General features: G+C 46.7%; 20 protein-coding genes and 2 tRNA genes. 11 read left to right on the top strand and 11 right to left on the bottom strand.

What is annotated here, in order from left to right; translation table 11 throughout:
• The first annotated feature begins 74 nt into the window (after positions 1–74).
• From JFQ59_RS02015 to JFQ59_RS02035, 5 genes are all read left to right on the top strand, one after another.
• Positions 75–623, top strand: a complete 549-nt coding sequence (locus JFQ59_RS02015) for a hypothetical protein (protein ID WP_202318738.1) — start codon at positions 75–77, stop codon at positions 621–623.
• Positions 624–687: 64 nt separating this feature from the next.
• Positions 688–1548, top strand: coding sequence for an enoyl-CoA hydratase/isomerase family protein (locus tag JFQ59_RS02020; RefSeq protein WP_202318739.1), 861 nt, complete (start codon positions 688–690; stop codon positions 1546–1548).
• Entirely contained in the window at positions 1541–2509 is a 969-nt protein-coding gene (locus JFQ59_RS02025) for a CoA transferase subunit A (protein WP_202318740.1), read from the top strand. Before JFQ59_RS02020 ends, JFQ59_RS02025 begins: the two co-directional genes overlap by 8 nt.
• A 5-nt stretch (positions 2510–2514) precedes the next feature.
• The gene (locus JFQ59_RS02030; protein WP_202318741.1) at positions 2515–3288 is read left to right on the top strand and encodes a CoA-transferase subunit beta; all 774 of its coding nucleotides are present in this window, start codon (positions 2515–2517) and stop codon (positions 3286–3288) included.
• A gap of 150 nt (positions 3289–3438) precedes the next feature.
• Positions 3439–3510, top strand: a tRNA-Cys gene (locus JFQ59_RS02035).
• 252 nt (positions 3511–3762) lie between these two features.
• Here the strand turns inward: JFQ59_RS02035 and JFQ59_RS02040 are convergent.
• The 5 genes from JFQ59_RS02040 to JFQ59_RS02060 all read right to left on the bottom strand — a co-directional run bounded on the left by JFQ59_RS02040 (position 3763) and on the right by JFQ59_RS02060 (position 6508).
• Positions 3763–3835: transfer RNA gene (locus tag JFQ59_RS02040), tRNA-Gly, on the bottom strand.
• 59 nt (positions 3836–3894) lie between these two features.
• Positions 3895–4056 (bottom strand): hypothetical protein, encoded by a 162-nt coding sequence (locus tag JFQ59_RS02045; protein WP_202318742.1) that lies wholly within the window; start codon positions 4054–4056, stop codon positions 3895–3897.
• 95 nt (positions 4057–4151) lie between these two features.
• Positions 4152–5315, bottom strand: a complete 1164-nt coding sequence (locus JFQ59_RS02050) for a redox-regulated ATPase YchF (protein ID WP_202318743.1) — start codon at positions 5313–5315, stop codon at positions 4152–4154.
• Entirely contained in the window at positions 5308–5571 is a 264-nt protein-coding gene (locus JFQ59_RS02055) for a DUF2095 family protein (protein WP_202318744.1), read from the bottom strand. The genes JFQ59_RS02050 and JFQ59_RS02055 overlap by 8 nt, the downstream gene beginning before the upstream one ends.
• Positions 5531–6508, bottom strand: a complete 978-nt coding sequence (locus JFQ59_RS02060) for an acyltransferase (RefSeq protein WP_202318745.1) — start codon at positions 6506–6508, stop codon at positions 5531–5533. Before JFQ59_RS02060 ends, JFQ59_RS02055 begins: the two co-directional genes overlap by 41 nt.
• Before the next feature lie 107 nt (positions 6509–6615).
• On the opposite strand from JFQ59_RS02060, the gene hisS reads away from it, so the two are divergent.
• On the top strand, positions 6616–7848 hold the full coding sequence (hisS, locus tag JFQ59_RS02065; RefSeq protein WP_202318746.1) for a histidine--tRNA ligase: 1233 nt from the start codon (positions 6616–6618) through the stop codon (positions 7846–7848).
• A 4-nt stretch (positions 7849–7852) separates the two neighbouring features.
• Here hisS and JFQ59_RS02070 read toward each other — a convergent pair whose 3' ends face one another.
• The 4 genes from JFQ59_RS02070 to JFQ59_RS02085 all read right to left on the bottom strand — a co-directional run bounded on the left by JFQ59_RS02070 (position 7853) and on the right by JFQ59_RS02085 (position 12527).
• Complete coding sequence (locus tag JFQ59_RS02070) at positions 7853–9289, bottom strand: TrkH family potassium uptake protein (protein WP_202318747.1); 1437 nt, start codon at positions 9287–9289, stop codon at positions 7853–7855.
• Positions 9286–10596: a Trk system potassium transporter TrkA gene (gene trkA, locus JFQ59_RS02075; RefSeq protein WP_202318748.1), complete on the bottom strand. Its 1311-nt coding sequence runs from the start codon at positions 10594–10596 to the stop codon at positions 9286–9288. Before trkA ends, JFQ59_RS02070 begins: the two co-directional genes overlap by 4 nt.
• Positions 10597–10631: 35 nt before the next feature.
• Positions 10632–11663, bottom strand: coding sequence for an mRNA surveillance protein pelota (locus JFQ59_RS02080; protein WP_202318749.1), 1032 nt, complete (start codon positions 11661–11663; stop codon positions 10632–10634).
• A 294-nt stretch (positions 11664–11957) separates the two neighbouring features.
• Entirely contained in the window at positions 11958–12527 is a 570-nt protein-coding gene (locus JFQ59_RS02085) for a hypothetical protein (protein ID WP_202318750.1), read from the bottom strand.
• Between the two features lie 554 nt (positions 12528–13081).
• Between JFQ59_RS02085 and JFQ59_RS02090 the strand changes: the two genes are divergently transcribed.
• From JFQ59_RS02090 to JFQ59_RS02100, 3 genes are read left to right on the top strand one after another with little or no spacing between them, the layout of a single operon-like run.
• Complete coding sequence (locus tag JFQ59_RS02090) at positions 13082–15796, top strand: GAF domain-containing sensor histidine kinase (protein WP_202318751.1); 2715 nt, start codon at positions 13082–13084, stop codon at positions 15794–15796.
• Positions 15768–16175, top strand: coding sequence for a response regulator (locus JFQ59_RS02095; RefSeq protein ID WP_202318752.1), 408 nt, complete (start codon positions 15768–15770; stop codon positions 16173–16175). The genes JFQ59_RS02090 and JFQ59_RS02095 overlap by 29 nt, the downstream gene beginning before the upstream one ends.
• Positions 16175–18730: a PAS domain S-box protein gene (locus JFQ59_RS02100; RefSeq protein WP_202318753.1), complete on the top strand. Its 2556-nt coding sequence runs from the start codon at positions 16175–16177 to the stop codon at positions 18728–18730. The genes JFQ59_RS02095 and JFQ59_RS02100 overlap by 1 nt, the downstream gene beginning before the upstream one ends.
• Here the strand turns inward: JFQ59_RS02100 and JFQ59_RS02105 are convergent.
• Together JFQ59_RS02105 and JFQ59_RS02110 are read right to left on the bottom strand one after the other, a co-directional pair.
• Entirely contained in the window at positions 18727–20028 is a 1302-nt protein-coding gene (locus JFQ59_RS02105; protein ID WP_202318754.1) for a CaiB/BaiF CoA transferase family protein, read from the bottom strand. The two genes, JFQ59_RS02100 and JFQ59_RS02105, sit on opposite strands and share 4 nt — an antisense overlap.
• A 5-nt stretch (positions 20029–20033) precedes the next feature.
• Complete coding sequence (locus JFQ59_RS02110; RefSeq protein WP_202318755.1) at positions 20034–21383, bottom strand: CaiB/BaiF CoA transferase family protein; 1350 nt, start codon at positions 21381–21383, stop codon at positions 20034–20036.
• Positions 21384–21503: 120 nt separating this feature from the next.
• Between JFQ59_RS02110 and JFQ59_RS02115 the strand changes: the two genes are divergently transcribed.
• Complete coding sequence (locus tag JFQ59_RS02115; protein ID WP_202318756.1) at positions 21504–21950, top strand: hypothetical protein; 447 nt, start codon at positions 21504–21506, stop codon at positions 21948–21950.
• Entirely contained in the window at positions 21943–23409 is a 1467-nt protein-coding gene (locus JFQ59_RS02120) for a sodium/proline symporter (protein ID WP_202318757.1), read from the top strand. The genes JFQ59_RS02115 and JFQ59_RS02120 overlap by 8 nt, the downstream gene beginning before the upstream one ends.
• Positions 23410–23411 lie beyond the last annotated feature (2 nt).

Raw genomic sequence — 23411 nt, forward strand, 5'->3', positions numbered from 1 at the left:
GAATTATTGTTTTAAAACATTTTATGCCTTTGAAACGCAATTTTTTAAAAATTTTAAGTGAAAGTTATTGTAAAATGAAGAGGCACATTCACACAACCCTGAACCCCGGAGTTCACAGCATGCTTGTTAGGGCAGCGAGAGAAAGGGGTAAGAATTTGAATGAAATAATTGAGGAGGCAATCGAATTCTATCTGGGGAGCAATTCGAAGAATCCAGATGAGATAGAGATGTTACGTTCGGAGGTTTTCAAGGTCATGGATCTCTGTGTAATAAGCAAGGAGCAGCTTCGAGCAATTGTTGAGGAGGGAATGGAGTCCTCAATTCGCAATAATGCCAATGAGCTGGCCGTTGAGTGGATCACTTCCAAACCGCTTGATAGGGTAACTCTTGAGGAGGCGATTGAAGCGATCAGGAAGATCTGGCTTGTTTGTGACAGAGCAAGGGAGGTGGAGGTTGTTGAAGATGAAGGCGGCATTTCAATATTCTTTTTCTCAAAGATGGCAAGTCTGAAGGTAGATGAGATGTGGGGAAGACAGTTAAAGCACTTTTTCGAGAAACGATATGGTATGGATGTTCTGCTTGAATTAAGGTCTCAGGGCTTCGTTCTTAAAATTCTCAAATGATGTTCATACTCTGTTCACAGAAAGCCGGTCAAGAGTAAAATAAATGTTCATGATTAAAAATTTTATGCGTTATGAAAATATAGTGGTAAAAAGGCAGGACAGGATTTTGACCATTGCAATAAACCGTCCTGATGTGCTGAACTGCATCGATCCAGAGACAAACTTTGAGCTTGCAGATGCATGGAGAATGTTCAGGGATAACGATGATCTGTGGGTTGCGATAATTACAGGGATGGGGGACAGGGCATTTTGTACGGGAGCAGATCTGAAGGCGTGGCACAGGTTCATTCTGGAACAGAAAACAAGTTTTCCGAGAACTTCGGCTTACGCAGGTCCCGGGTTTGGCGGCATCACGAGAGGTATTGAGGTCTTCAAACCCGTAATAGCTGCGATAAATGGTCTGTGCTATGCAGGGGGACTTGAAATAGCGCTGGCCGCTGACATAAGAGTGTGTTCGGAAGACGCAAGGTTTGGAGTTCTCAATCGCAGGTGGAATGTTGGCTTGGGAGACGGCGGCACGCAGAGGTTGTGGAGGATCGTGGGTCTCGGAAGGGCAATGGAGCTGATTTTAACAGGTAGGGAGATTGATGCAGAGGAAGCTTACAGAATAGGTCTTGTTAACGAGATTGTTCCGAAAGACAAAGTGCTGAAACGTGCAGTGGAGATTGCAGAAAGGATATGCTCGTTTCCTCAGGGGTCGGTGAGAACTGACAAAGAGGCCCTCATTCGGGGGATAGGCAGACCGCTTGAGGATGGATTGAGGATTGAAAGTATGCTTTTCTGGAATCTTTTGCTTAACAGAGATTTTTACGAAGGTCCGGCGGCCTTCAGAGATAAACGGGATCCGGAATACACAAACGAGCAGGAAAGGATAATGGATGTTTTAAATCCCGATCTGGTTGGGAGGTGGATAAAGGATGAGTGATAAAATTGTTACGCTTGAAGAGGCTGTAAAGGAGATCAATAATGGAGACATCGTTGCTTTTGGAGGAGTTCTGGACTCAAGGTTTCCAATGGCAGCCGTTTATGAAATAATGAGGCAGGAGAAAAAGAATTTGGTCACCCTTTCGATAATGTCTCTCCACGATCCTGCGGTGGGGGCAGGATGCATCAGGGGATTCATCGGTTGTTACAACTACCTCGGGGCGTTCGGAAAGGCTCCGTGCATCGAGAGGGAGTATAACAGGGGAAACCTGGTTATCGAAGATCTCGGCCACAACGACTCCCTTCTGATTCTCATGGCCCCGGCATTTGGTCTGAGCTTTGTGGCGTCAGACTACACCAGGGGGTCGGACATTCTCAACCCGAAGTACTCAGGGCTCGATAAGATCAGGGAATTCGTGAGAAACAAGGAGAAGATACCGGAAAAGAAGTACGTTCTGGCGGAGGACCCCTTTACACGTGAGAGAGTGCATAGAGTGCTTTTGCCCGGTATAAAGCCTGATGTGGCGATAATCCATGTTCAGCAGGTTGGAATGGAGGGTACGTGCAGAGTATTCGGTGTGGAGGGTGTGGATCAGTTTGCAGCGTTTGCAGCGGATAAGGTAATTGTTACAGCCGAAGAAATAGTTCCGGAGGAGTATCTTAGGGAAGATCCAAACAGGAACATGTTGCCATCAACGGTTGTCGACAGAATAGTCCCGCTTCCGTGGGGTGCACATCCCACTGTCGTGTCCCACTACTACGAGCTTGATGCGGAATTTATAATGGAGTATGCTATGGCCGCTCGGACGGAGGAAGGGTTCAGAAAATGGGCTGAGGAGTGGGTGTACGGTGTGGATGATCACTTTCAGTACCTCAGGAAACTTGGGGTTGACAGGCTGCAGAGTTTGAGGACAGTAAAAGGTCTGGGCTTCAGGCCCAGAGCCTGGCCAAAATGGGGGTGATCGGGATGGAGTGCACCCGGCTTGAGATGGCAGTAATTTTTGCGGCAAGGGAGCTTGCTGAACATAACGGCAAGAACCTTATTGCGGGTATAGGTCTGCCTGTCCTCGTTACGAAGCTTGCAAAGGAGATGTATGCTCCGGATCTTACCATAAACATTGAAAGTGGGTCATTTGATGTTACCATACCGGAGGTACCGATATCCCTTTTTGGCCCACGAATAAGCTACCGATGCTCCGCGCAGCTCAGCAACCTGCACTCGCTGGCCGGGACAGGGAGGGGAGACTACGATATAGGGTTTATTGGAGGGGCACAGGTTGACAAGTACGGCAACGTCAACTCGACAGTGGTTGGTGAATATCTCGGTGAACACAAAAGGCTGGCAGGAAGTGGCGGAGCTGTTGACATAGGCTGTTTCACGAACACGATCATAATTATTCCCCACGATAGAAGAAAACTCGTTGAGATGGTGGACTACATAACGACTCCCGGATGGATGGTGAGAAAACCGTTTTCGGATGAGCTGATAAGGAGGGAGGAACTGGGACTGCCCGGAGGTCCGATGATGATCGTTACGAACCTCTGCATAATGAAGTTCGACAAAATGACAAAGGAGGCCTACGTCGAAAAGATCTATCCCGGTGTATCAAAGGAAGAAATCATACAGAAAACCGGATTTGATGTGGATATGTCGAGAGCCAAGATCGGTGAGGAAATAAAAGAGGAGGAGATAGCAGCCCTGAGAAAGATAGATCCGTTCAACGTCTACAGAACTCGTTAAATTTTTTTTAACCAACTATGCAGAGAAGCATCGATGGACTGCAATTTCGGATCGTAAGCTTGGCCAGTCTGGGTCATGGGTTCACAAAATTGATATTTTCGATAAAGCCAACAGCAAGGTTTAAGTACAAACTTGCAGTAATTCTACCAGGCCAGGGTGGCAGAGGGGCTATGCGGCGGACTGCAGATCCGCTTTACCCCGGTTCGAATCCGGGCCCTGGCTCTCCATGAACCTCCCACTGCAATAAGTCCCGTCCCGCTCCAGGTCGTGGAAAAAGGACTCTGGGTCTTCCGCACATGGCGGTTACAGTTCTGTTGTTGGGATCGGCATTTTTGAGGTTGGACAAAGGATCCTCGGATCTTGATTCTGGTATAGGCAGGGTCACTGCTTTCTCATTCAATCTCAGTGGATTGTATTTTTAGAATCTGTTCTCTGATGGTTGTCTTCAACACCTGAAATTTATGGAATAAGGGATGCGCCGACCGGGATTTGAACCCGGGGCGGGGGCGTGGCAGGCCCCAGTGTTTCCAGGCTACACCATCGGCGCTTGATTTAAGTTTGTAGCGGGTTGCTTAATAAGACTTTCGTCTTGAGTTCTTAATAAAATTAATAATAGAGCACCTTAACGGCAATTGATTCCTCTTCTTTCCTTCTGAAAAGCTCGCACGAATGTGGTGCAGGCGTGGTTGCACTTTTTGCATTGCAGTATCCAATACCATCGGGAAAGGAAAAGTCTCTGAGCCAGAATCTACACATTCTGCATTCCATGGTATTTCACCAGAATAATTTCAGTTTTGAAAGTATTTAAATTTTTCCTTTTTTATCTAACTATCTAATAATTATGATATGAGTGATTATAATAATCACACACTGGAAACAATTTTGATAACATCGTTGTTTTTCAGCTCGTAATCCTCTGCAACTCTCATTTTGGTTCTTGCGTCCAGAGCGTAAATGAAATGCTTTCCTATATCTGTGTGTACTTTGTAGGCCAGTTCTCTCGCAGTGGTACCTTTCTTTACAAGCAGGGCATCAGGCAAGACGTTTCCCCTGCTGTCCGTAAACCTGTTCTCATCCTCAACCGGATAGACAACGATGTAGCCAAGAAGGTCGAAAACGACTTTATTTATGGTCTCCTGCACTCCGGTACTTCCGAATTCACGTAGGAACTCTCTTATTTTCTCAAGAGCTCTCATCTGTTTCTCATTCAGCTCTTTGATGATTTCGAAATCACTGTCACCGGGCAGATATTTTATGTATCCGTTCTTGGCTGCGGTTCTCAAAACCATCTCATAGGCCGCTGAGGTTGGAATAACAATTTCCTGAATGTTCAGCAAACTCCTCATCAGGTCTTCTGGAGCCTTATCTGCCTTGTTTGCTGCTATCACCATCCTCATCCTTCTTTTTCTCAGTTCCCGTGCGAATTCCATCAGACCATTCTCATCCAAAGTCGAAACATCGCCAAAGCCCTTAATGGCATCTCTGACCATCCATTCCTCAAATCCGAGTCCTGCAAGCTGTTCAGTAAGAAATTTGGATGCATCTTTTTTCTCTGCCTTCATTTTTCGTGTAATCTTGTCCCAGTTCCTCTTGAGAATGCCGTAAAGCCACATGTCTATCTCATGGTAGAGAAATTTCACGTCATCTCTCGGATCCCTCTCGCCAACTCCTATCTCGTTTCCCTCTTCATCCGTGGAGCCAGAAGCGTCAACAACGTGAATGATAGCTTCGCTCTGTCTCAGATTGTCAAGAAACTCGTTACCAAGTCCCCTACCCTTGTGGGCGTCTGGGACCAGGCCTGCGACATCTATCAGCTTTACCGGAATGAATCTCCACCCGTCAATACACTCGTTGCACTTCACTCCAAGCTCTTGGCAGATGCACCTCACCCTCACATGGCCGACACCGATGTTGGGCTTGATCGTGGTGAATGGGTAGTTTGCTATTTCAGCATCTGCAAGAGTGGCAGCTTTGAAAAAAGTTGATTTTCCGGCGTTGGGCTTTCCAGCGATTCCTATCTCAATCACCTAAACCCCTCCTGGTGTATTCTCCCCTTTCTCTGGTTCCTATCAGGCTTTTAAGAAGTGATGGGTTACTCCTCAAAAAATTCGCATACTCTCTGCTGATCTCACCCTTACGTTCAAAAAAATCGATTACCTCCACCGCTTCATCAACAGTCTTGCATACCTCAAGGTGATCCACGACTGTTGGCATGGTTCTGCCCTCGATCTCGTGAAACAGATCAGGAAACATCTTTTTGAACTTCTCCTTTTTCCACTCCATCTTCCTCTTCCTCTTTTGCTCCGCTCTCATCAATCACCGGTTCTTCACTTCCTTCGGTAGTGTTCTCACTCTCCCCGAGTTCGGTGTTTTCTCCAGCTCTTTCCTCGACGTCTTCAGTTTCGGAAGCCTCCTCATCCATTCCGGGCAATTCAACCCTTTCTTTAATCCACACTCCTTCTCTACCGACTATTCCTCCCTCCACGCTGCATCCATCTTCCATATAGACTTTATCGGCCCTTATATGGCCAAATACTTCTGTTGAGTTCACCAGGTAAACGACTTTACCCTCTATAGCACCATGAACCCTGCATTTATCGACAATGATTTCTCTCCCTCTCAGGCTGCCAAAAATCTCACTCTCGCTCACGTACACATCCCTTGCCCTCACGTTCCCGAGAACTCTGCTTCCGATGATTTCTGCATTCTTTCTGGTAACAATTCTGTCAATGCTTACCTGGGAGTTCTCCGGGATGACAAGGGGCGAGTCGAATTCTTCAACCTCTTCAAGAAGCTTTTCCGCCTCCTCAAGCCGTCCAAGCCTTAGCAGAATCATCAGATACAGGAATATGAAAAACAGTGCTGGTGTGGGGTCCTGAATTGTTATCAGCCCCTTGGCCTCAAAACCGTTTTTAATTCTCACATTTCTGCCTATCTCCAGATCGCCATAAACTGTGAGTTTTCCACCAATGGAGGCGAACTCACCTATGTACGCATCGTTCTTTGAAGTTACGTCTCCACTTACACTGCACCAGGCGTCCAGTCTTATCTCTTCGCCCAGAAGGTCACCATCTATGGAGGCCCTTTCACCCACCAGTATTTTCTTGGCTATTACCCCGTAGCTGAGTTTGGAGTTCGGTCCGATTATCACATCACCGCTTGCTACTATATTCCTCTCTTCAAATCTTGTGTTGGAGGGAATCACGAGTTTTTCCAGCATCTATTCCCTTTTGAATTTCTAACTTTTAAAGCTTTGCCAACCTCGCACTCTGACGTGTGGGTCTGCATGACAGGAGGAGTTAAATACACCCGGTATAACTCATGAAAGTGAAGATCGAGAGACCGAGGGGTACGAGAGACTTTTTGCCGGATGAGATGGAGAAGAGGAGAGAGATAGAAAAAAGAATGAGAAGGATTGCTGAGCGTTTTGGTTACAGGGAAATTGCAACACCTACCTTCGAACATCTTGAACTGTTCACAGTAAAGTCTGGAGAAGGTATTGTTGAGGAAATGTACGTCTTTGAGGACAAGTCTGGCAGAAAACTTGCCCTTCGGCCGGAGCTTACAGCCCCCGTCATGAGAATGTTCGCTAACGAATGCAGCGTAATGCCCCGCCCACTCAGATTTTACTACTTCGCCAACTGCTTCAGATACGAGAGACCACAAAAGGGCAGGTACAGAGAGTTCTGGCAGTTTGGTGTTGAGCTGATAGGTTCAGATTCTCATCTGGCTGATGCCGAGGTCGTTCTCCTTGCCTATAGAATACTGGACAGTCTTGGGATCGATTTCGAACTTCAAATAGGTCATGTGGGAATTTTGAGGTCTCTGCTGTCTCCACTTGGAGATGAAATGGCGTCAAAAATTATGAGACTCATAGATAAAGGTGATAGGGAGGGATTGCTGGACTACATGGAAGCGGCTGGCGTGGACGGAGAAATGAGAGAAACGATTCTCGCAATCATAGATCTGAAAGGGGATGAGGGGGTAATAGATGAGGCGAAGGAAATAATGGATTACGATTTCGAGAGGCTGGAAAAGCTGTCGTCAATTCTGCGAGAGACAGAGGTTAAATTTGAGCTTAATCTCGGGATTGCAAGGGGACTTGACTACTACACAGGTGTTGTGTTTGAATGTTACGCCGAGGGGCTTGGGGCGCAGAAGCAGGTTTGCGGTGGAGGTAGTTACGAATTGTCGTCACTCTTTGGAGGCCCGAAGACGCCATCAACCGGGTTTGCGATAGGATTTGACCGTGTTTGTGAAGTTTGTAAGATTTCTCCAAAATCGGAGAGAACTGTGGTAATTGCATCGTTCAGAGGGCTGGAAGGACATGCTTTCAGAATTGCCGATAAGCTGAGGGCTGAGGGTGTGAGGACTGTGGTTGACGTGATGGAGAGAAGCCTGAAAAAGCAGATGAGTTTTGCAAGTGAGGTGAACGCTGACTATACCGTAATTATTGGCCCTGAAGAGGTAGAAAAGGGTTTGGTTGCGGTGAAAAACATGAAAACGCAGGAACAAATTTTGCTGACCGAGAAAGAAGCGATCCGATTTCTTGCTGGATGAAAGACTACCACCTCTCTCTCCAGAAGGAGGGGATGAAGAGGGAGAGTACGGTAAATATCTCAAGTCTGCCAACCCACATGTTGAGAGAGAGTAAAATTTTGGCGTGATGTGGAAAGGCTGCATAGTTCTCCATCGCTCCGGCCAAACCCATACCCGGACCGACATTTCCGAGTGTTGCCGCACACGCTGAAATTGACGTAACGATGTCGTAGCCAGATAGGGAGATGAGAATGGAGGAGATGGTAAACATAAAAATGTAGAGAATGAAAAATGCGGCAACGTCGGCAAGCAACTCTTTTTTAACACCTTTACCCTCAAACTTCACGGCTCTCACGGTTCTCGGCTCAGCAGCCCTCAGAATTTGCTGCAGTGAGTATTTGATAAGGAGGTATATTCTGACAACCTTGATTCCCCCACCTGTTGAACCGCTTGACCCACCTATGAACATGAGTGTGAGAAGTATTAGCTTGGCAGAATCGCTCCAGGTGTCGAAGTCTGCTGTTGTGAAACCGGTCGTCGTCATGATGGATACCGCCTGGAATGCAGAGAATCGCAGAGAATCAATTAAACCGTACTTTTCAAGATTCAAGACTGTAAGAAATAGTGTTGCAATGGCGAGAAATCCAGTGTAAGCTCTGAATTCGGAATTTCTGAATATTTCGGGTTTTCCTCTGAAGGTGTAATAAAGCAGAGCGAAGTTTGAACCGCCGAGAAATGCGAAGAATGCGATTATCGCCTCAACCTTCGGGTTTGAGAAGTAAGCTATACTCTCTGAATGCGTTGAGTACCCTCCGGTGGAGAGGGTTGTAAAGGTGTGGTTGATCGCATCGAAAACTGAGAGTCCGGATAGGTATAGAAGGGCAATTTCGGCAATTGTGAGAGTCAGATAAACTTTGTAAAGCGTCATTGCCGTCTCCCTGATTCTGGGCTTAATTTTTGAGATGGCCACACCGGGATACTCCGCATGAAACAGTGCAGAACTCCTCTTTACCACATTCGGGAATATTGCAAGAAAGAGCACGATTATCCCCATCCCCCCGATCCACTGGGTCATACTCCGCCACATCAGAAGTGAAGCGGGCAGGTCTTCAGGAATCAGCACAGAAGCTCCAGTTGTTGTGAATCCCGACATGGACTCGAAAAAAGCATCAACTGGATGTATGCCGAAGGATATGTAGGGTATAGCGCCTATTATGGATATCAAAAGCCAGATAAGCGCAACAATGGCGAAACTCTCCTTATGTCTCAGAGATTCGAACTCTTCGCTGGACTTAAAGCCTGATGCGATCGCAGCACCCAGCAAAATTGCCAGAAAGGCCGATACCAGGTACGGCCAGACCGGTTCGGAGTATATGGCTGCGGTTATTGCCGGTACCGTGAAGGAGACAGAGAACATCAAGAGAAGCTTTCCGAGAAGGCTGAGAACGAGTTTAACGTTCATTCAAAAATCTCCTCTATCTTCTCGATTTCTTCCCATCTTGCGAAAACCAGAAGTCTATCCTCCGGTTCGATTTTTGTGTCTCCTCTAGGTATCAGACACCCCTCTCCCCTCACGACCGCACCTATTATTGCATCCCTGGGCAGGTTTATCTCTCTGAACGTTTTGCCTACGAGTTTCGGGTTTTTAACAACAACTTCAATTATTGCTGTGTCCTCAATTTCTGCCACCGTTTCCACCTGCATCCTTCTCAGCAGTTTGGAAACCTCATGGTAAGTTACGCTTCTCGGGTTTAGGGCCACATCCACCCCTACAGCCTCAAAAAGTTTAACATATTCTCTTTTCTCAACCTTTGCTATCGCCGTTCTCGCTCCAAGATTCTTTGCGAGCAGTGATATCAGAAGGTTCTTCTCGTCACTCTCAGTGGTTGCAACAACAGCATCAGATTTCCCAATTTCTTCCTCAATCAGAAACTCAAGGTCTGTTGCATCTCCACAGATAATTTTTACCCCCTCAAGAGATTCGCTGAGCATCTCGCACCTGTCCAGCCTGGACTCGATAAGCTTCACGCTAATTCTACCTTTTTCGAGTATTTTTGCGATATAGCTGCCTATGGTTCCGGCTCCAAAAATAGTAACCTTTCTTGTCACAGGAGGACCGAAAACTCCTTTAAGAGCCTCTATATCTTTTGTCCTGCCCACAATCGCAATCCTGTCCCCTGCTTTTAAAACAGTGTCTCCTCTGGGTATTACAACCTCGCCATTTCTGTAAACAGAGGTTATGACGACATTTGGAGGCAAATGCAGGTCTTTCACAGCTCTGCCATCTGCCTTGGAGTTCTTCATCACCTGCAGCTCGATCATCTCCACCCTCCCACCACTGAAGGTAACGATCTCAATGGCCCCCGGAATACCTATGAGCCTCGCAGCTTCCTGGGCGAGGGCAAGCTGGGGGCAAATCACAACATCATATCCAAGAGGATGATCCTTCACAATTGGTCTCTCGACGTAGTCAGGATTTTCAACCCTGACGATCACGTTTCTTGCCCCAACCTTTCTGGCGGCGAGCCCTGAAAGCAGGTTAACCTCATCGTTGCCGGTCACTGCCAGAAAAACATCTGCCCTGTCCACCTCAGCCTGCTTCAGAATTCTCATATTTGCTGCATTACCCTGAATCGCATGAACATCAAGTTCTGAAACACGCCCGTATCTGGAAGCGTCACTTTCAATTACACACACATCGTGTTTCAGTGCCAGAGATGTGGCGAGGCTGTATCCGACCTCACCAGCACCGGCGATGACGATTCGCATAGAGCAATCCTCTCCCTTATTTATTTAAACTTGGCTCAGGAAATGGAGAATCTCAACAATGCTGCAATCCCTCCGAGACTCATGAGCCTTTTCCCGGGCTCAAACTCAGTGCTCATAATCACGACTTTGCCTGCAGACTCCTCGACTTCCCGCATAAAGCCATCCACATCCCATTTTTCTCTCTCAATCATTAAAAATTCATCGGCCACAAGCAAAATTTCAATTGCCCTGTAGTTATGGGCTTTTTTTACCTCTTCAAGACCGTAAGCAACCTTTTCTCCTCTGGAAATCCCTTCAAGCAACCTGTCTATGTATTCTGCCTCTTCTGAAAGCCTTATTTCCCCCACAATTTTGTCAACTACCTTCCGCTTCAGAATTTCAATAAATCCTCTTGATCCAACGGATGACACATCCACAACTATCGCCTTTTTGGCCATCTCGGGATTTCTGGACTTCAAAAACTCATAAAAGTCATTTTTGGCGAATCCGGGTCCGGCAATAATCAGGTATCTGAAATCCACATTTTCGAGCTTTGATACAACCTTCCCGAAGAATTCCCCTCTCCCGTCACCCATCCCTTTGCCGTACCCCATTCTCTCCTCGAATACTTCCTCAACACCCCACTGTCTCAGCACTCCCGCAACTGCATACCCTTCTTCCAGGGTTAGCATCACTATTTCAGGTCGATTGGACTCCTCAACTGCCCGACGAAGTCTTTCAAGCTGCTCATCCTTCCAGTTCTTAATGATACTTATCTCCTTGTTGACGGTAATGTTCAACGTATGATAACCAGATTCCTCAATTCCCGCAACGATTTTCCCCGAGATTCTCAGTCTGTTGGCGAATTTGTGAAACTCAACCTTTTCAACCTCGATTCCGAGTCTCACGGTTATCATTTCCTTATCACTTCTCAGTTTATCGCTGCTCTGGCTCGCCCTCTTTGTTGTGGCGAAAACTATGTCACCCTTTTCGATTATGTACTTCAAATGCCACAGATCGTCCAGCGTTTCAGGAATGATCTTTATCTCTCCCTCGTTTCCTCTCAGGTTTTCTTCAACAATCTGCACACCCAACCTAAGATCACAGTTTTTAAAAGTGTTGGCGCGTTGTAAGATGTGCCCATTTAACACAAACACCACCCCAAACGATTGTAATACGGAATAAACGGCTTGCAAAATAAATTTCATTTTTAACAGTTCTTACTCGTAATCGAGCAAAAGAATGTTTTTTATCTTGTTGCTATTGGCAACCTCTCTTATTTTTATCTCCCTAACAATTTCTTTTACGGATTGCAAATTTTCAGTTATGTTAAATATTTTTATTTTGAATAATGGAGTACATGATAACGGAGAAGAGAAACTCTAAAACCCTGTGTTCAATGCTGTAATAATTATACCGGCTGCTACCAAAAGCCTCGTGTCTATGCATTGCTCGGTGATTGTCATCGTATATTTGAAGTTTAGAATCTCTCTATGCTGTTCGAATGTGCCAACTTCCCTCCCATCTTGGGCGATAATTTTGTACTTTCTTGGCCAAATTAAACTGTGAAGCCAGTACCGTATAGATTTTAGCCTGCCAACAGTTATTCCTCTGGAAATTAAAAGCCAATCATCTCTGGTAATCCTTATCCTACTCTTCTGAACGATGCTTCCTACATCTTCTTTTGCTGCGACATCGGTTACGTGGTACTCCCAGTTTGGAGGGGTGATGGGCCAGGAAATATATACCGATTCTTTCCATATCTTCGGTGACGAGATCGTTAAAAGCTCCTTGGTACGATACTTGCTTGTATAAACGTGTATCGGCTTTCCGATTTTACTTACTCCTTCTCTCTCAGCATACATTATGGAATTCCCATCTCCGTCAAAAACTCCGACCGCTCCGGCATACTTGTAGAAAATGTACTCGCTATGGTTAAATGGATCTGCCATATATCTCGATATGTTTCTTGATTTAAATTTAAAATATTTACCTTCCTGCAGCTTGCAGGGGCCACCTTTAGGTATTAAGAATTAAAGCATCCAGAGCAATGGCATTTCATGCTTGCAGTGAGGGAATGATGGCAAAAGGCGTTTTTATCGTTAGAGAAAATAACACTCTGCTTGAAGCTGCTCAGAAAGAATAAGATTTCGGAACAGTTTTGAACGAAAACAGTGATTTTGCAATCATCAGCGAAGCGGATGTGCTGAAAGTTATTTCTGAGTATAACAAAGTTATTCTTTGTTATACTCCGTTTTAGTTCTCGTATCGTTTAAATGACTTTTATTTGATATTTTAATTTTTATGTGGATTTCCTGAGTGGCTGCGCTGTTCAGATTTTAAGGCCGGCGATCTCATCCGGGATTAATCAGGCTTGTTTTTAACAAACAGGCGGAGATTTGGGGAGAGGATGATGTTAAAAGGGAAAGTTTAAGTCACATAATTACATATTAAGTTATGAAATATATGTCTCTGGATTTGACGTGATTCCGGGAAGGGCGGAATCATGAAAATAAAGGTTGATGTCTCAAGAAGCAGGAAAGTACTCGAGGATTTTCTCTCGGAAAGGTATGAGGTAGTGGATGATGGCTTCGACCTGCTCATCGTCGACCTGATTAAGCTGAAGGAGAAGTACAGGGAAATAGAACGGATGAAGGCCAAGAACAGACTCCTACCGGTATTGCTTGTTACCACGAGACAGGAGATCGTGAATGCAGAAAAGCACCTGAAGGTGGTGGATGATATAATACTGGAGCCTTTAGAAAGGATTGAGTTCCTGAAAAGGGTTGAGGTTCTGCTGAGGTTGAGAAGACAGTCCATCGAAAGGCATGCAGAAATGCCTGAGCTCGCCAAAATTTTCGAGTCCATTCCACATCCGGTTATTGTTGTAAATTCAAGCTTCGATATAATATATGTAAACAGAAAAGCAAAGGATATACTGAAATCAAAAGGAATTCGGAAAGTTGTTGGGGAGAAGTGCTACAGAATATTTCACGGACGAGATGAGCCTGCAGAAAACTGTCCCTGTGTAAAGGCCCTTCAAGACGGAGAACCAAAAACGGTTGAGGTCGAGATGGAGGTGCTGGGAAATACGTACTTCGTCTCAACTACCCCCATCGGCCATGAAGATGAGATCTCAAGAATAATCCACATCGCAGTGGATATAACGGAGCAAAAAAAGGCAAGAAAAAGAATTGAGATGCTTTACAGAGCAAACAGAATTCTGAATGAGGTCAGGAGATCGATTCTTTCGGCAGAAGATGTTGGTGAAATTCTCAGGACAGTTGCAAAGAAGCTTCCGGATCTGCTACCGCTTAAAGGGATTGGAGTAACTCTGTATGAAGGGGAGAGGGCGAGGGTTGTTTTCGTAGAAGGTTCGGACATTTTCAATTACGTTCTGAGATTTAAAAAACTTGGAGAGATTATAAAGATTCTCAAGGCTGGAAGGCCGTGGGTTGTGAATGAGGTCAGGGGGGAGGGTGAGGGGGAAAGACGTCTGACGGATGAGGGGATAAAATCCTACGCATTTATTCCTGTGGTCGCAGACGATCTGCTGGGTTCGATAAATCTCACTTCAATCGAGAAGGGAGTTTTTACGGATGATGTTGTGAATTTCCTGATGGAAATTGCAAGTTCCGTGGCTCTCGCCATAAAGAGCCATCAGACCAGAGAAAAACTAAGAGAGAGCGAGGAAATATTTGTGAAGATGGCAGAACACTCACAGGTGGGCATAGACATAATCAGGGATGGTGTGTTCGTTTATGTCAACAGAAAACTTGCAGAGATTCTTGGTTACAGTCCAGAAGAGCTGATAGGGAGAGATCCGGTTGAGTTCATCCATCCCGAGGACAGGGGGACTTTTACCAGATACTACAGAGACAGGATACTGGGAAGGAAAGACCACGTAAATTACAGGCTAAGAGTCGTTAGACGGGATGGAGAAGTGAGAATTCTGGACACTTACGGGTCGAGAGTTGAGGTTGGAGGTAAGCCTGCCATTGTGGGAATATCCGTCGATGTGACTGAGGAAGAGAGGCTGAAGGAGGAGCTTAAAAACTATACCAAAAATCTTGAGAGGATGGTTGAGGAGAGGACGAGACAGCTTGCTGAAAGCGAGGCGAGGTATCGCAGTCTTGTGGAATCTCCCATCGTTGCCTTCTGGGAGGCAGATGCTAATGGCACCATCACATTTGTAAACGACAGACTGCTCGAGATGCTGGGCTATGGGAGGGATGAGGTTGTGGGGAAAATGACGATGCTGGATCCCGTAGTTCCGGAGCAGAAAGAGCCGCTGACCGAGAGATTAAGGCTGTATAGAGAGCGCAAGCTTTACGCTGATGTTGTGGAGGCAGAGCTTGTTAGGAAGGATGGGTCACGCATCAGCGTTATTGCATCTCCCTCGCCAATCTATGACGGGGAGGGCAATCTCTCTAAAATTGTGGGGGCGATGATAGACATAACCGACAGAAAGGTTGCCGAAGAGAAACTGAGGCATACTCTTGATGAGCTCAGGAAGGCAAACGAGGAGCTTGAGGCGTACGTGAACGCAATATCTCACGATTTGAAGGCTCCTCTGCGCAACATTCGGGGTTATATCAACGCCCTGATTGAGGATTACGGCGAGAATGCTGATGAAACAATGAAATTTTATTTAAGCAGAATTGAGAAACTCTCCGAAAAAATGGACTCTCTGGTCAACGATCTGCTCGATTATGCGAAAATTTCGAAATATTCCTTCACTGCTGGTAGAATATCCGTTAATTCGATAATTGAAGACGTTCTTGAATATCTCAAGGAGGAAATCGGTACTAGAGATGCCAGGATAGAGGTGGCGGATATACCTGCGGTCAGAGGAGATGGTAAACTCCTTTTCAGTGTGATGCTCAACCTGCTTTCCAATGCTCTCAAATTCGTGAAAAAGGGTGTAAGGCCTGAAATAAAAATCTGGAGCGAAACAGCTAACGGTAAGGTTAGAATTTTTGTTCGGGACAACGGAATAGGCATACCGGGGCAGTATCAGAGGAGGATATTCAACATATTCGAGCGGCTGCACGGAGAGGAGGTTTATCCCGGAACTGGCGTTGGTTTGGCCATAGTCAAGAAGGCGATGGAGATCATGGGTGGTGAATACGGCGTCAAATCCAAACCCGGGGAGGGATCCACATTCTGGATTGAGCTGGAGGTGTGGGCTGATGAAAACGGAAAGAATCCTTCTGGTTGAGGATAACCCCGATGATATATTTATGATAAAACGTGCTTTTGAGAAAGCGGGAATAGTCAATCCGGTTGATGTTGTAGAGGATGGAGAGAGGGCTATTGAGTATTTGAATAGCTATTCACCGGTTTTAATTCTGCTTGATCTTAAACTTCCCAGGATTTCCGGTTTTGAAGTCCTTGAATGGATTAAGACGAGAGAGAAGCTGAGGAGGATTCCTGTTGTGGTGCTTACCTCCTCACGGAATGGAAGGGATGTAAACAGAGCCTATGACCTGGGGGCAAACTCCTATATCGTCAAACCCGTCCGGTTTGAGGACTTGCTGGATCTTACCAAACACATAAATATTTACTGGCTGATGTTAAATGAAAAACCAGAGGTGTGATGTTGAGGCTGCTGATCGCCGACGACAATCCGGACGACAGGTATCTGGCCATAAGAGAGATGAGAAAGTACTTTGGTGACGTGGAGGTAGTTGAAATTCTGTCAGAAGATGACCTCAAAAGGGCACTGGAAGACTTCGATTTTGACGTTGTTGTGACGGACTACAGGCTCAGATGGGGTACGGGATTCGATGTGTTGAATGCTGTTCGAAGAATTTCCCCTCACATACCCGTCATCATGCTCACGCATACGGGTGATGAGACCACGGCGGTTGAAGCGATGAAAGCAGGATTTGATGACTATGTGTTGAAATCACCCAAGCACATCATCAAGCTTCCCGTAGCGGTGGAGGTGGCAATCGAGAAAAAGAAAAAGGAAAGGGAAGCCAGTGAATATCTGAGTAAACTGCAGGAGTACGAGAGATTCTTCAAAAATGCGAAGGATCTCTTCTTCATTCTGGATACGAAAGGCAGGTTTATTGAGGTAAACCCGAAGTTTGCCGAAATGCTGGGATACGAGCTGAAAGAGGTAATGGGCAGTAATTCCAGAAAGCTCGTGCATCCGGAGGATCTGGACAGGCTGAGGGAATTTTTCAGAAGCGTGCTGAGGGGCGAGACGAAAAGAGATGAGTTCAGGTTTGTTACAAAGGACGGCAGAACACTCTGGCTGGAGATTCTGGAGTGGGCAGTATTCGAAAACGGCAGGCTGGTGAGGGTGGAGGGGGTCATCAGGGACATAACAGAGAGAAAGCAGATGGAGGACAGGCTGAAAGAGAGCGAGGAGAGATACAGAAGCGTTTTTGAAAACGTCGTTGCAGGAGTTTACCGTACAACTCCGGATGGAAAGATAATTCTTGCCAATCCGTACATAGCGAAACTGCTTGGATACGAAAGCATCGAGGAACTTAAGGATAGAGATCTGAACAAGGTGGAATTCTTCTGTCCCGGTTATGAGAGGGAGAAGTTCATCCGAGAACTTGAGGAGAAAGGGTATTATCTGGGCGAATCGTGCTGGATAAGAAAAGACGGTTCCAGGGTATGGATACTTGAGAATACCGTTGCAATCAGGGATGAGAATCGAAGGACGAAATATTACGATGGGGTGGTTGTGGACATAACCAAGCTGAAGGAAAGCGAGGAGATGTTCAGGGTTCTGACGGAAAAATCGCTGGTTGGGGTGTATCTGATACAGGATGGAGTTTTCAAGTACGTTAACCCTAAAATGGCCGAGTTCTGGGGTTACAGCGTTGAGGAGCTGATAGGTAAATCTCCTCTCGAATTCATACACCCGGAAGATAGAGATCTCGTAAAAAGAAACATTGAGAGGAGAGTTAGAGGGGAGATAGATGCGGTAAACTACAAGATCAGAGTGGTAAGGAAGGATGGAGAGATCAGACTCAACGAGGTTTTTGGCGCCAGAATTATCTACAGGGGCAGACCAGCAGTTATAGGAACTCTTATAGATATCACGGAGAGAGAAGAGCTCACCCGAAAGCTGAGGGAGAGTGAGAGAAAATACCGGGAGCTCTGGGACAATGCAAATGACAACTTTTTCATAATCACACCCGACGGTGTTTTCCTGGATGCAAATCAGGCTACGCTGAGCACGCTTGGTGTTTCCGCTGAAGATATCGGGAAGATAAAAGTGCAGGATGTGGTTGATGAGGACTTCGTGGAGCTTGTCAACAGAAGAATTAAGAGAATTCTGGAAACAAAAGAGCCACTGGAACCGATAGAGATGAGAGTCAAGAGAAGAGACGGCAGAAAACTCTGGATGGAGCTGCGTTCCCGTCCGATTATCGAGAATGGGAGGGTTGTGGCGATACATGGAATTGCGAGAGACATAACGAAGAGGAAGGAATACGAGGAGGAGATAAAGAGGTTGAACAGACTCCTCAGAATAGTTAACGAGATAAACAACTTGCTGGTCAGAGAGAAGGATGAAGATGGTTTGATAAGGGCCATCGGAGAAAATCTCTCCAAGTTTTACACGCTGGTTTTTGTGGGTATTGCTAAAAATGGTGAGCTGAAATTCTATCCCTCTCTGGATAAACCCGCATGTGTGGAAGTGGCTTTATCCAGAAGAGAGGTTCTGAAGCTCAGTCCAAACAAACACGTCGCCGGATGCAGATATCTGTCCATTCTGGGGCACCTCTTTGCCCTCGTGATACCGATGATTTATGATGAGAAAATTATGGGGATCATAACAATCCACTCGGACAGACCCTTCACGGATGACGAGGTTGAGATTCTGACAACGCTGGCCAGAGATATCGCCTTTGCTATGAATGCGTTAAGGCTTGAGGAGGAGAAATTTCTCGCTTACACCCAGATTGAAAGCAACATAGAGCAGTTTGCAATTCTTGTCGACCACATCCGCAATCCACTCGCAGCCTTAAGTCTGATTGCGGAGATTGAAATTAAGGATGAAAACGTTAAGGAAAAAATTTTGTCCCAGCTAAGGAGGGTTGAGGAAGTTCTGAAGAGACTTGATGAGGGGTGGCTGGAGTCGGAGAAGGTACGGGAGTTTCTGAGAAAAACATGGGAAAAAAGTTAGATGATCCCGGCCTTTCTGAGATCTTCCAGATCCTCCCTCCCAAGTCCCAGCAGATTGTGGTAGACAAGATAGTTGTTCTCTCCCTTCTCCTTCCCGAGCCATTTGAGCTTGTAGGGAGTTTTGCTCAATCTCCAGGGAGTGACAGGAACTAGCAAGTTCTGGTATTTTGCATCCCGGTAGATGCGGAACAGGTATTTATCCCACCAGAACCCGTCCTCAAGCACCTCTCTGGGTGTCATGACCTTGGCGTAGATCGCTACACCCTCCCTGCCCTCATCCTTCCACCTGACCATTCTCTCTGCCAGCTCCCTGAATGTGAACTTCTTTATTGCGTTCTGTACATCCCTGTAGGCCTGTTTCTGCTTTTCAAGTGGAATCCTGTCGAAAACTGTGGGGTACTTTTCCATCAGATGCTCAGCTTCGATCTGCGTAACCAGAGCTTTGAAGTTCGCATCCGTGTAGCCCGAGGCAAAGGCGTACCCGTCTTTGATCTCATAAAATGCATAGCTGAATACTCCGGAATCGAGAGGGAGAAAACCTTCAAGAGGCTCATTGAAGGCGTGGGGAAATATAAGATGCATTCCTATCTTGTTAATTGCCTCGGTTGAGGTTACGTCAATCATCTGTCCCTCTCCCGTTCTGGCACGGTAAATCAGGGCAAGCAAAACACCACATGCCCCCCACATTCCGGCATAGTGGTATGCCATCCAGAAGCCGGGAGCTGTGGGCAGATTGTATGGCTCTCCGGCTTCGGGCAGCTCTTTGGTCATGTACATGTATCCGGATTCGGCAAGACCGAGAAGATTTGAATCCGGAATGTTGGCGAACTCCCTCGCTCTAGGCCCGAACTGACCGTGGGATGAGAATGCCAGATAGATCAGTCCGGGATTTATTTCTCTAAGCTGCCTGTACCCCAGCTCGTTCTCATCCATCCAGCCCGGCGGGAAGGACTCAATCAGAACGTCCGCTCTGCTTACCATTTTCTTTAAAAGTTCTCTACCTTCTTCTTTTTCCAGATTCAGCGTTATGAACATCTTATTTCTCGTTTCAATAAGAAAATCGAGTCCTGTATTCCTGAAATAAAATTCTCCGAAAGGTGTTACCTCCCTCAGGGGGTCCCCGTCTGGAGGCTCTATCTTTATAACCTCCGCTCCAAGCTCGGCGAGAATGGATGAGGCAAACATCGCTGATGGACTTGCCACACTCACATCCAGAACTCTCAGCCCATCGAGTGCATCATCCTTAAATTTTGCCTCCTCGGGGTTGGTAATCATCCTTGCGTATTCCCTCCAGTCCATATTCATCACCATATGAACACGGGGTCTTTTTCGTAATCGAAGTCCTTCGGGGGCCTTCTTCCGATGAAATCTGCCCAGTAACAGATCACACCCTCTCTGATAAGCTCTTCAATCTCTTCCTCGCTCAGGCCAAGAAGTTTTTTGAAAATGTATCTGTTGTGGTATCCGACAGGTGTGCCAACCCATTTTATCCTTCCCGGCGATTTGCTGAGCTTTGCCGGGCTTCCTGCGGCAACCATTTTCCCGTACACCGGATCATCAAAGACCCAGACACTTCTTCTTGCTCTGAGATGCTCATCCTCGTAAACCTGCTTGCTGTCTCTCACCTCTCCGGCAGAAAAGCCGTATTCCCTCGCCATCCGTAGTATCTCATCAAGGTTTTTCTGTTTGCACCACTCGGCAACCATTCTGTCTATCTCATCTGCATTCTCCTTCCTCAGCCTCTGAGAGGTTCTGGAGAACCTTTCATCCTCCATAAGGTCCTCCCTGTCCATCGCTCTGCAGAGTCTTCTGAACTCCTCCGTTGTCAGGGTTGAGATTACGACAAGCCTTCCATCGGCGGTTCTGTACATGTTTGCCGGAGCTATACTCGGATCTCTGTTTCCCATCCGTTTTCTATCCTTTCCCTTCAGGTGTGTGTACGTGAAGACCGATCCCATAACCCTCAGGAAAGTTTCGACCTGAGCAACATCGATGTACTGCCCTTCTCCGGTCTTCTCCCTGTAGTACAGTGCCGCAAGAACGGACATGAATCCGGCGGTTGCGGCAATCAGGTCTCCGGGATATGAAGGCAGTCTAAGCGGAACTCTACCTTCATAACCGCTCACCGCAGCGGCACCACTCATTGCCTGTCCGCTTGCATCAAAACTCGGCCAGTTCCATCTCTCTCCCCACTGCCCGTAACCGCTGAGTGACAGGTAAATCAGGCGTGGATTCACCTCCTTCAGGTGTCTGTAGCTGAGTCCAAGCCTGTCCATGGTTCCCGGCACAAAATTTTCGAGAACGACATCACTCTTTTTTACGAGCCGCAGAAACAGATCTTTTCCCCTGGGATGCTTGAGGTTGAGAGATGTGAAGTATTTGTTTCTCTGGCACCAGAGCACAGCACTTGATGCATCTTTCCAGAATCTCGCCCATGCATCCACACTCCTGACAAAATCGCCCATACCCGGTGGACTTCCGGGCATCTCAATTCTTATTACCTCAGCACCAAATTCTGCCAGAAGAGATCCAGCTTCAGGTCCAAAGAGGACCACGGTTAAATCCAGAACCCGTACACCTTCAAGAGGTTCGGGCTTCTCGAATATTTTTTCCGGATCAAACTCCCTCTCTGCCCACTCAAAATATTCTAACATGATTGAATATTCTCAGTATTTAATATAAGGTTTATTGAAGATTGGGAGAAATATGCATTTTATATTTGACACACTTCAAATTTGACGAAAATTTTTTAAAGTAATGATTATTTTATTAAATTGGTGGTTGGTATGGGTGTTAGAGACTTGGCCTTTCCACTTCAGGCCCTGCTACTTTTGCTGATGCTGGCAACCGCACTGACAAATCAGTGGATGGCTTTCGGTTACGTCATGGGCCTACACCTCGCAGTATGGTTTGTGATAGGGCTGTCCAGAAACGGGGGGCTGAAGAAGGGGATGGCGATAGCGATCCCGACATTCGTCATCTGGACGGTCTGTTTTACGGCCATAGTATATTTCTGGCAGCTATTCAGGGGAAGATTTCCGGATTTCACCATTGCAGGAATGCATCCTGGATTCTTTGTACTGTTTCCGGTGATGTGGCTGCTGCTGTTCGTGGTGACAACTCTCACGTATCCTCTGGTTTTCGAGAGATGGGTTTTGAGCGATGAAGATTGGGAGAAATTTGTGAAGGAGGCGAAGAAGGGGGTGGAGGAGTATGAGTGATCCGCTTGTGGTAGCAGTGGTTGTACTTTACTTCATCGTGACATTTTTGATTGGCGTTTATGGTGTGAAAAAGATAAAGAGTGCGGAACATTATTATGGTGCAAGAAAACTCTTTGGAGCATTTATAACATCCATAGCTATTTTTGCATCAATAATGAGCGGTTTCGGATTCGTTGGCGGTCCTGGACTGGTCTACGCACTTGGAGCCACATCCCTGTGGATTACACTGACTGCTGGTATGGGCTACGGCTTTATGTGGTACGTAATCGGCAAGAGGATTAGGGCGATAGCTGAGGTGAGGCCGATTGCAACACTTCCGGATCTCGCCGAGGCGAGGTTTAAGAGTGGAGCTGCAAGGGGTTTGCTTGCGATAAGTCTCGTCCTGGGTGTAATAGCCTACCTCGGAACTCAGGTTATGGCTGGAGGTTATGTGGTTTCCGGTCTGCTGGGCATACCTCTTGAAACGTCCATACTGATAATCTTCGGAATAACGATGGCCTATACAGCTATAGCAGGAATGGTTGCCAGCATTCTGACGGACTTTTTCCAGGGGCTCATAATGCTGATTGCCGCAGCAGTCGTGTTCATTCTTGCCCTCGTAATGACCGGTGGGACAGGGCCGATGTTTCAGACCATTGGTCAGGAGAATCCGATACTCATTGACCCCCTCGGCAGGGGAACGTGGATGCTCGTATTGATGTGGTGGTTCGTTTTCACAATAGGCTCTCAGCCTCACAGCGTGACGAAGTTCTATGCACTCAAGAGTCACAAGGACTTGAAGTGGGGAGCGGTGATCAGCGGTGGAGCATATATGCTCTCAAGTCTGCTCTGGATTTTCGTTGGTTATGCTGCCCTCTGGCTGGTTATAAGTGGCAGAATCCCCGCCCTTCAAAAACCCGATCAGGCAGCGATTGCATTTCTGACACAGGTTCCACCTGTAATCTCTGCATTGGTTTATGCAGGTCTGCTTGCAGCAATAATGTCAACCTCAAGCGGCTTCATTTCAGTGGGTACGGCCGCACTGGTTAGAGATCTACCGAGAGCCTTTGGCAGGGATCTCGACTACAGAAAGCAGATTTGGTGGGGCAGAGTGGTCACGATAATTCTCACAGTATTCGCCCTGATATTCGGCTACTTTGGGGGATATCTGGTGGCGATTCTCGGAGCTCTGGGGTGGGGATACTTTGCTTCTGCAATAGCCCCTCTTGTGCTTGTTGGCCTCAACTGGAAGAGGGCAACGCGGGAGGGATATGTTACGGCCCTGGTTCTTGCCCTCGTGCTGAACATTGGATTTCTGATTTACGAGAAAGGTCTGGGGATGAAAATACCCTACGGCATCCCGAGCTACGGAATAAGCATAATAGTGGCTCTGCTTGCAATGATCCTCGTCTCGATGGTTACCAAGGGGGCTGCAGAGGAAGAGCTGGATCCGGACATTAGAGCGGCGATGGATCTGTAATC

Source organism: Archaeoglobus neptunius, from assembly GCF_016757965.1.
Classification (GTDB): domain Archaea; phylum Halobacteriota; class Archaeoglobi; order Archaeoglobales; family Archaeoglobaceae; genus Archaeoglobus; species Archaeoglobus neptunius.

Excerpts from the sequence above, each read along its gene's own strand:
- JFQ59_RS02015 (WP_202318738.1), top strand. The coding sequence starts at position 75 with ATGAAGAGGCACATTCACACAACCCTGAACCCCGGAGTTCACAGCATG.
- JFQ59_RS02020 (WP_202318739.1), top strand. The coding sequence starts at position 688 with ATGCGTTATGAAAATATAGTGGTAAAAAGGCAGGACAGGATTTTGACC.
- JFQ59_RS02025 (WP_202318740.1), top strand. The coding sequence starts at position 1,541 with ATGAGTGATAAAATTGTTACGCTTGAAGAGGCTGTAAAGGAGATCAAT.
- JFQ59_RS02030 (WP_202318741.1), top strand. The coding sequence starts at position 2,515 with ATGGAGTGCACCCGGCTTGAGATGGCAGTAATTTTTGCGGCAAGGGAG.
- JFQ59_RS02045 (WP_202318742.1), bottom strand. The coding sequence starts at position 4,056 with ATGGAATGCAGAATGTGTAGATTCTGGCTCAGAGACTTTTCCTTTCCC.
- JFQ59_RS02055 (WP_202318744.1), bottom strand. The coding sequence starts at position 5,571 with ATGGAGTGGAAAAAGGAGAAGTTCAAAAAGATGTTTCCTGATCTGTTT.
- JFQ59_RS02060 (WP_202318745.1), bottom strand. The coding sequence starts at position 6,508 with ATGCTGGAAAAACTCGTGATTCCCTCCAACACAAGATTTGAAGAGAGG.
- JFQ59_RS02070 (WP_202318747.1), bottom strand. The coding sequence starts at position 9,289 with ATGAACGTTAAACTCGTTCTCAGCCTTCTCGGAAAGCTTCTCTTGATG.
- trkA (WP_202318748.1), bottom strand. The coding sequence starts at position 10,596 with ATGCGAATCGTCATCGCCGGTGCTGGTGAGGTCGGATACAGCCTCGCC.
- JFQ59_RS02085 (WP_202318750.1), bottom strand. The coding sequence starts at position 12,527 with ATGGCAGATCCATTTAACCATAGCGAGTACATTTTCTACAAGTATGCC.
- JFQ59_RS02090 (WP_202318751.1), top strand. The coding sequence starts at position 13,082 with ATGAAAATAAAGGTTGATGTCTCAAGAAGCAGGAAAGTACTCGAGGAT.
- JFQ59_RS02095 (WP_202318752.1), top strand. The coding sequence starts at position 15,768 with ATGAAAACGGAAAGAATCCTTCTGGTTGAGGATAACCCCGATGATATA.
- JFQ59_RS02100 (WP_202318753.1), top strand. The coding sequence starts at position 16,175 with ATGTTGAGGCTGCTGATCGCCGACGACAATCCGGACGACAGGTATCTG.
- JFQ59_RS02105 (WP_202318754.1), bottom strand. The coding sequence starts at position 20,028 with ATGGACTGGAGGGAATACGCAAGGATGATTACCAACCCCGAGGAGGCA.
- JFQ59_RS02110 (WP_202318755.1), bottom strand. The coding sequence starts at position 21,383 with ATGTTAGAATATTTTGAGTGGGCAGAGAGGGAGTTTGATCCGGAAAAA.
- JFQ59_RS02120 (WP_202318757.1), top strand. The coding sequence starts at position 21,943 with ATGAGTGATCCGCTTGTGGTAGCAGTGGTTGTACTTTACTTCATCGTG.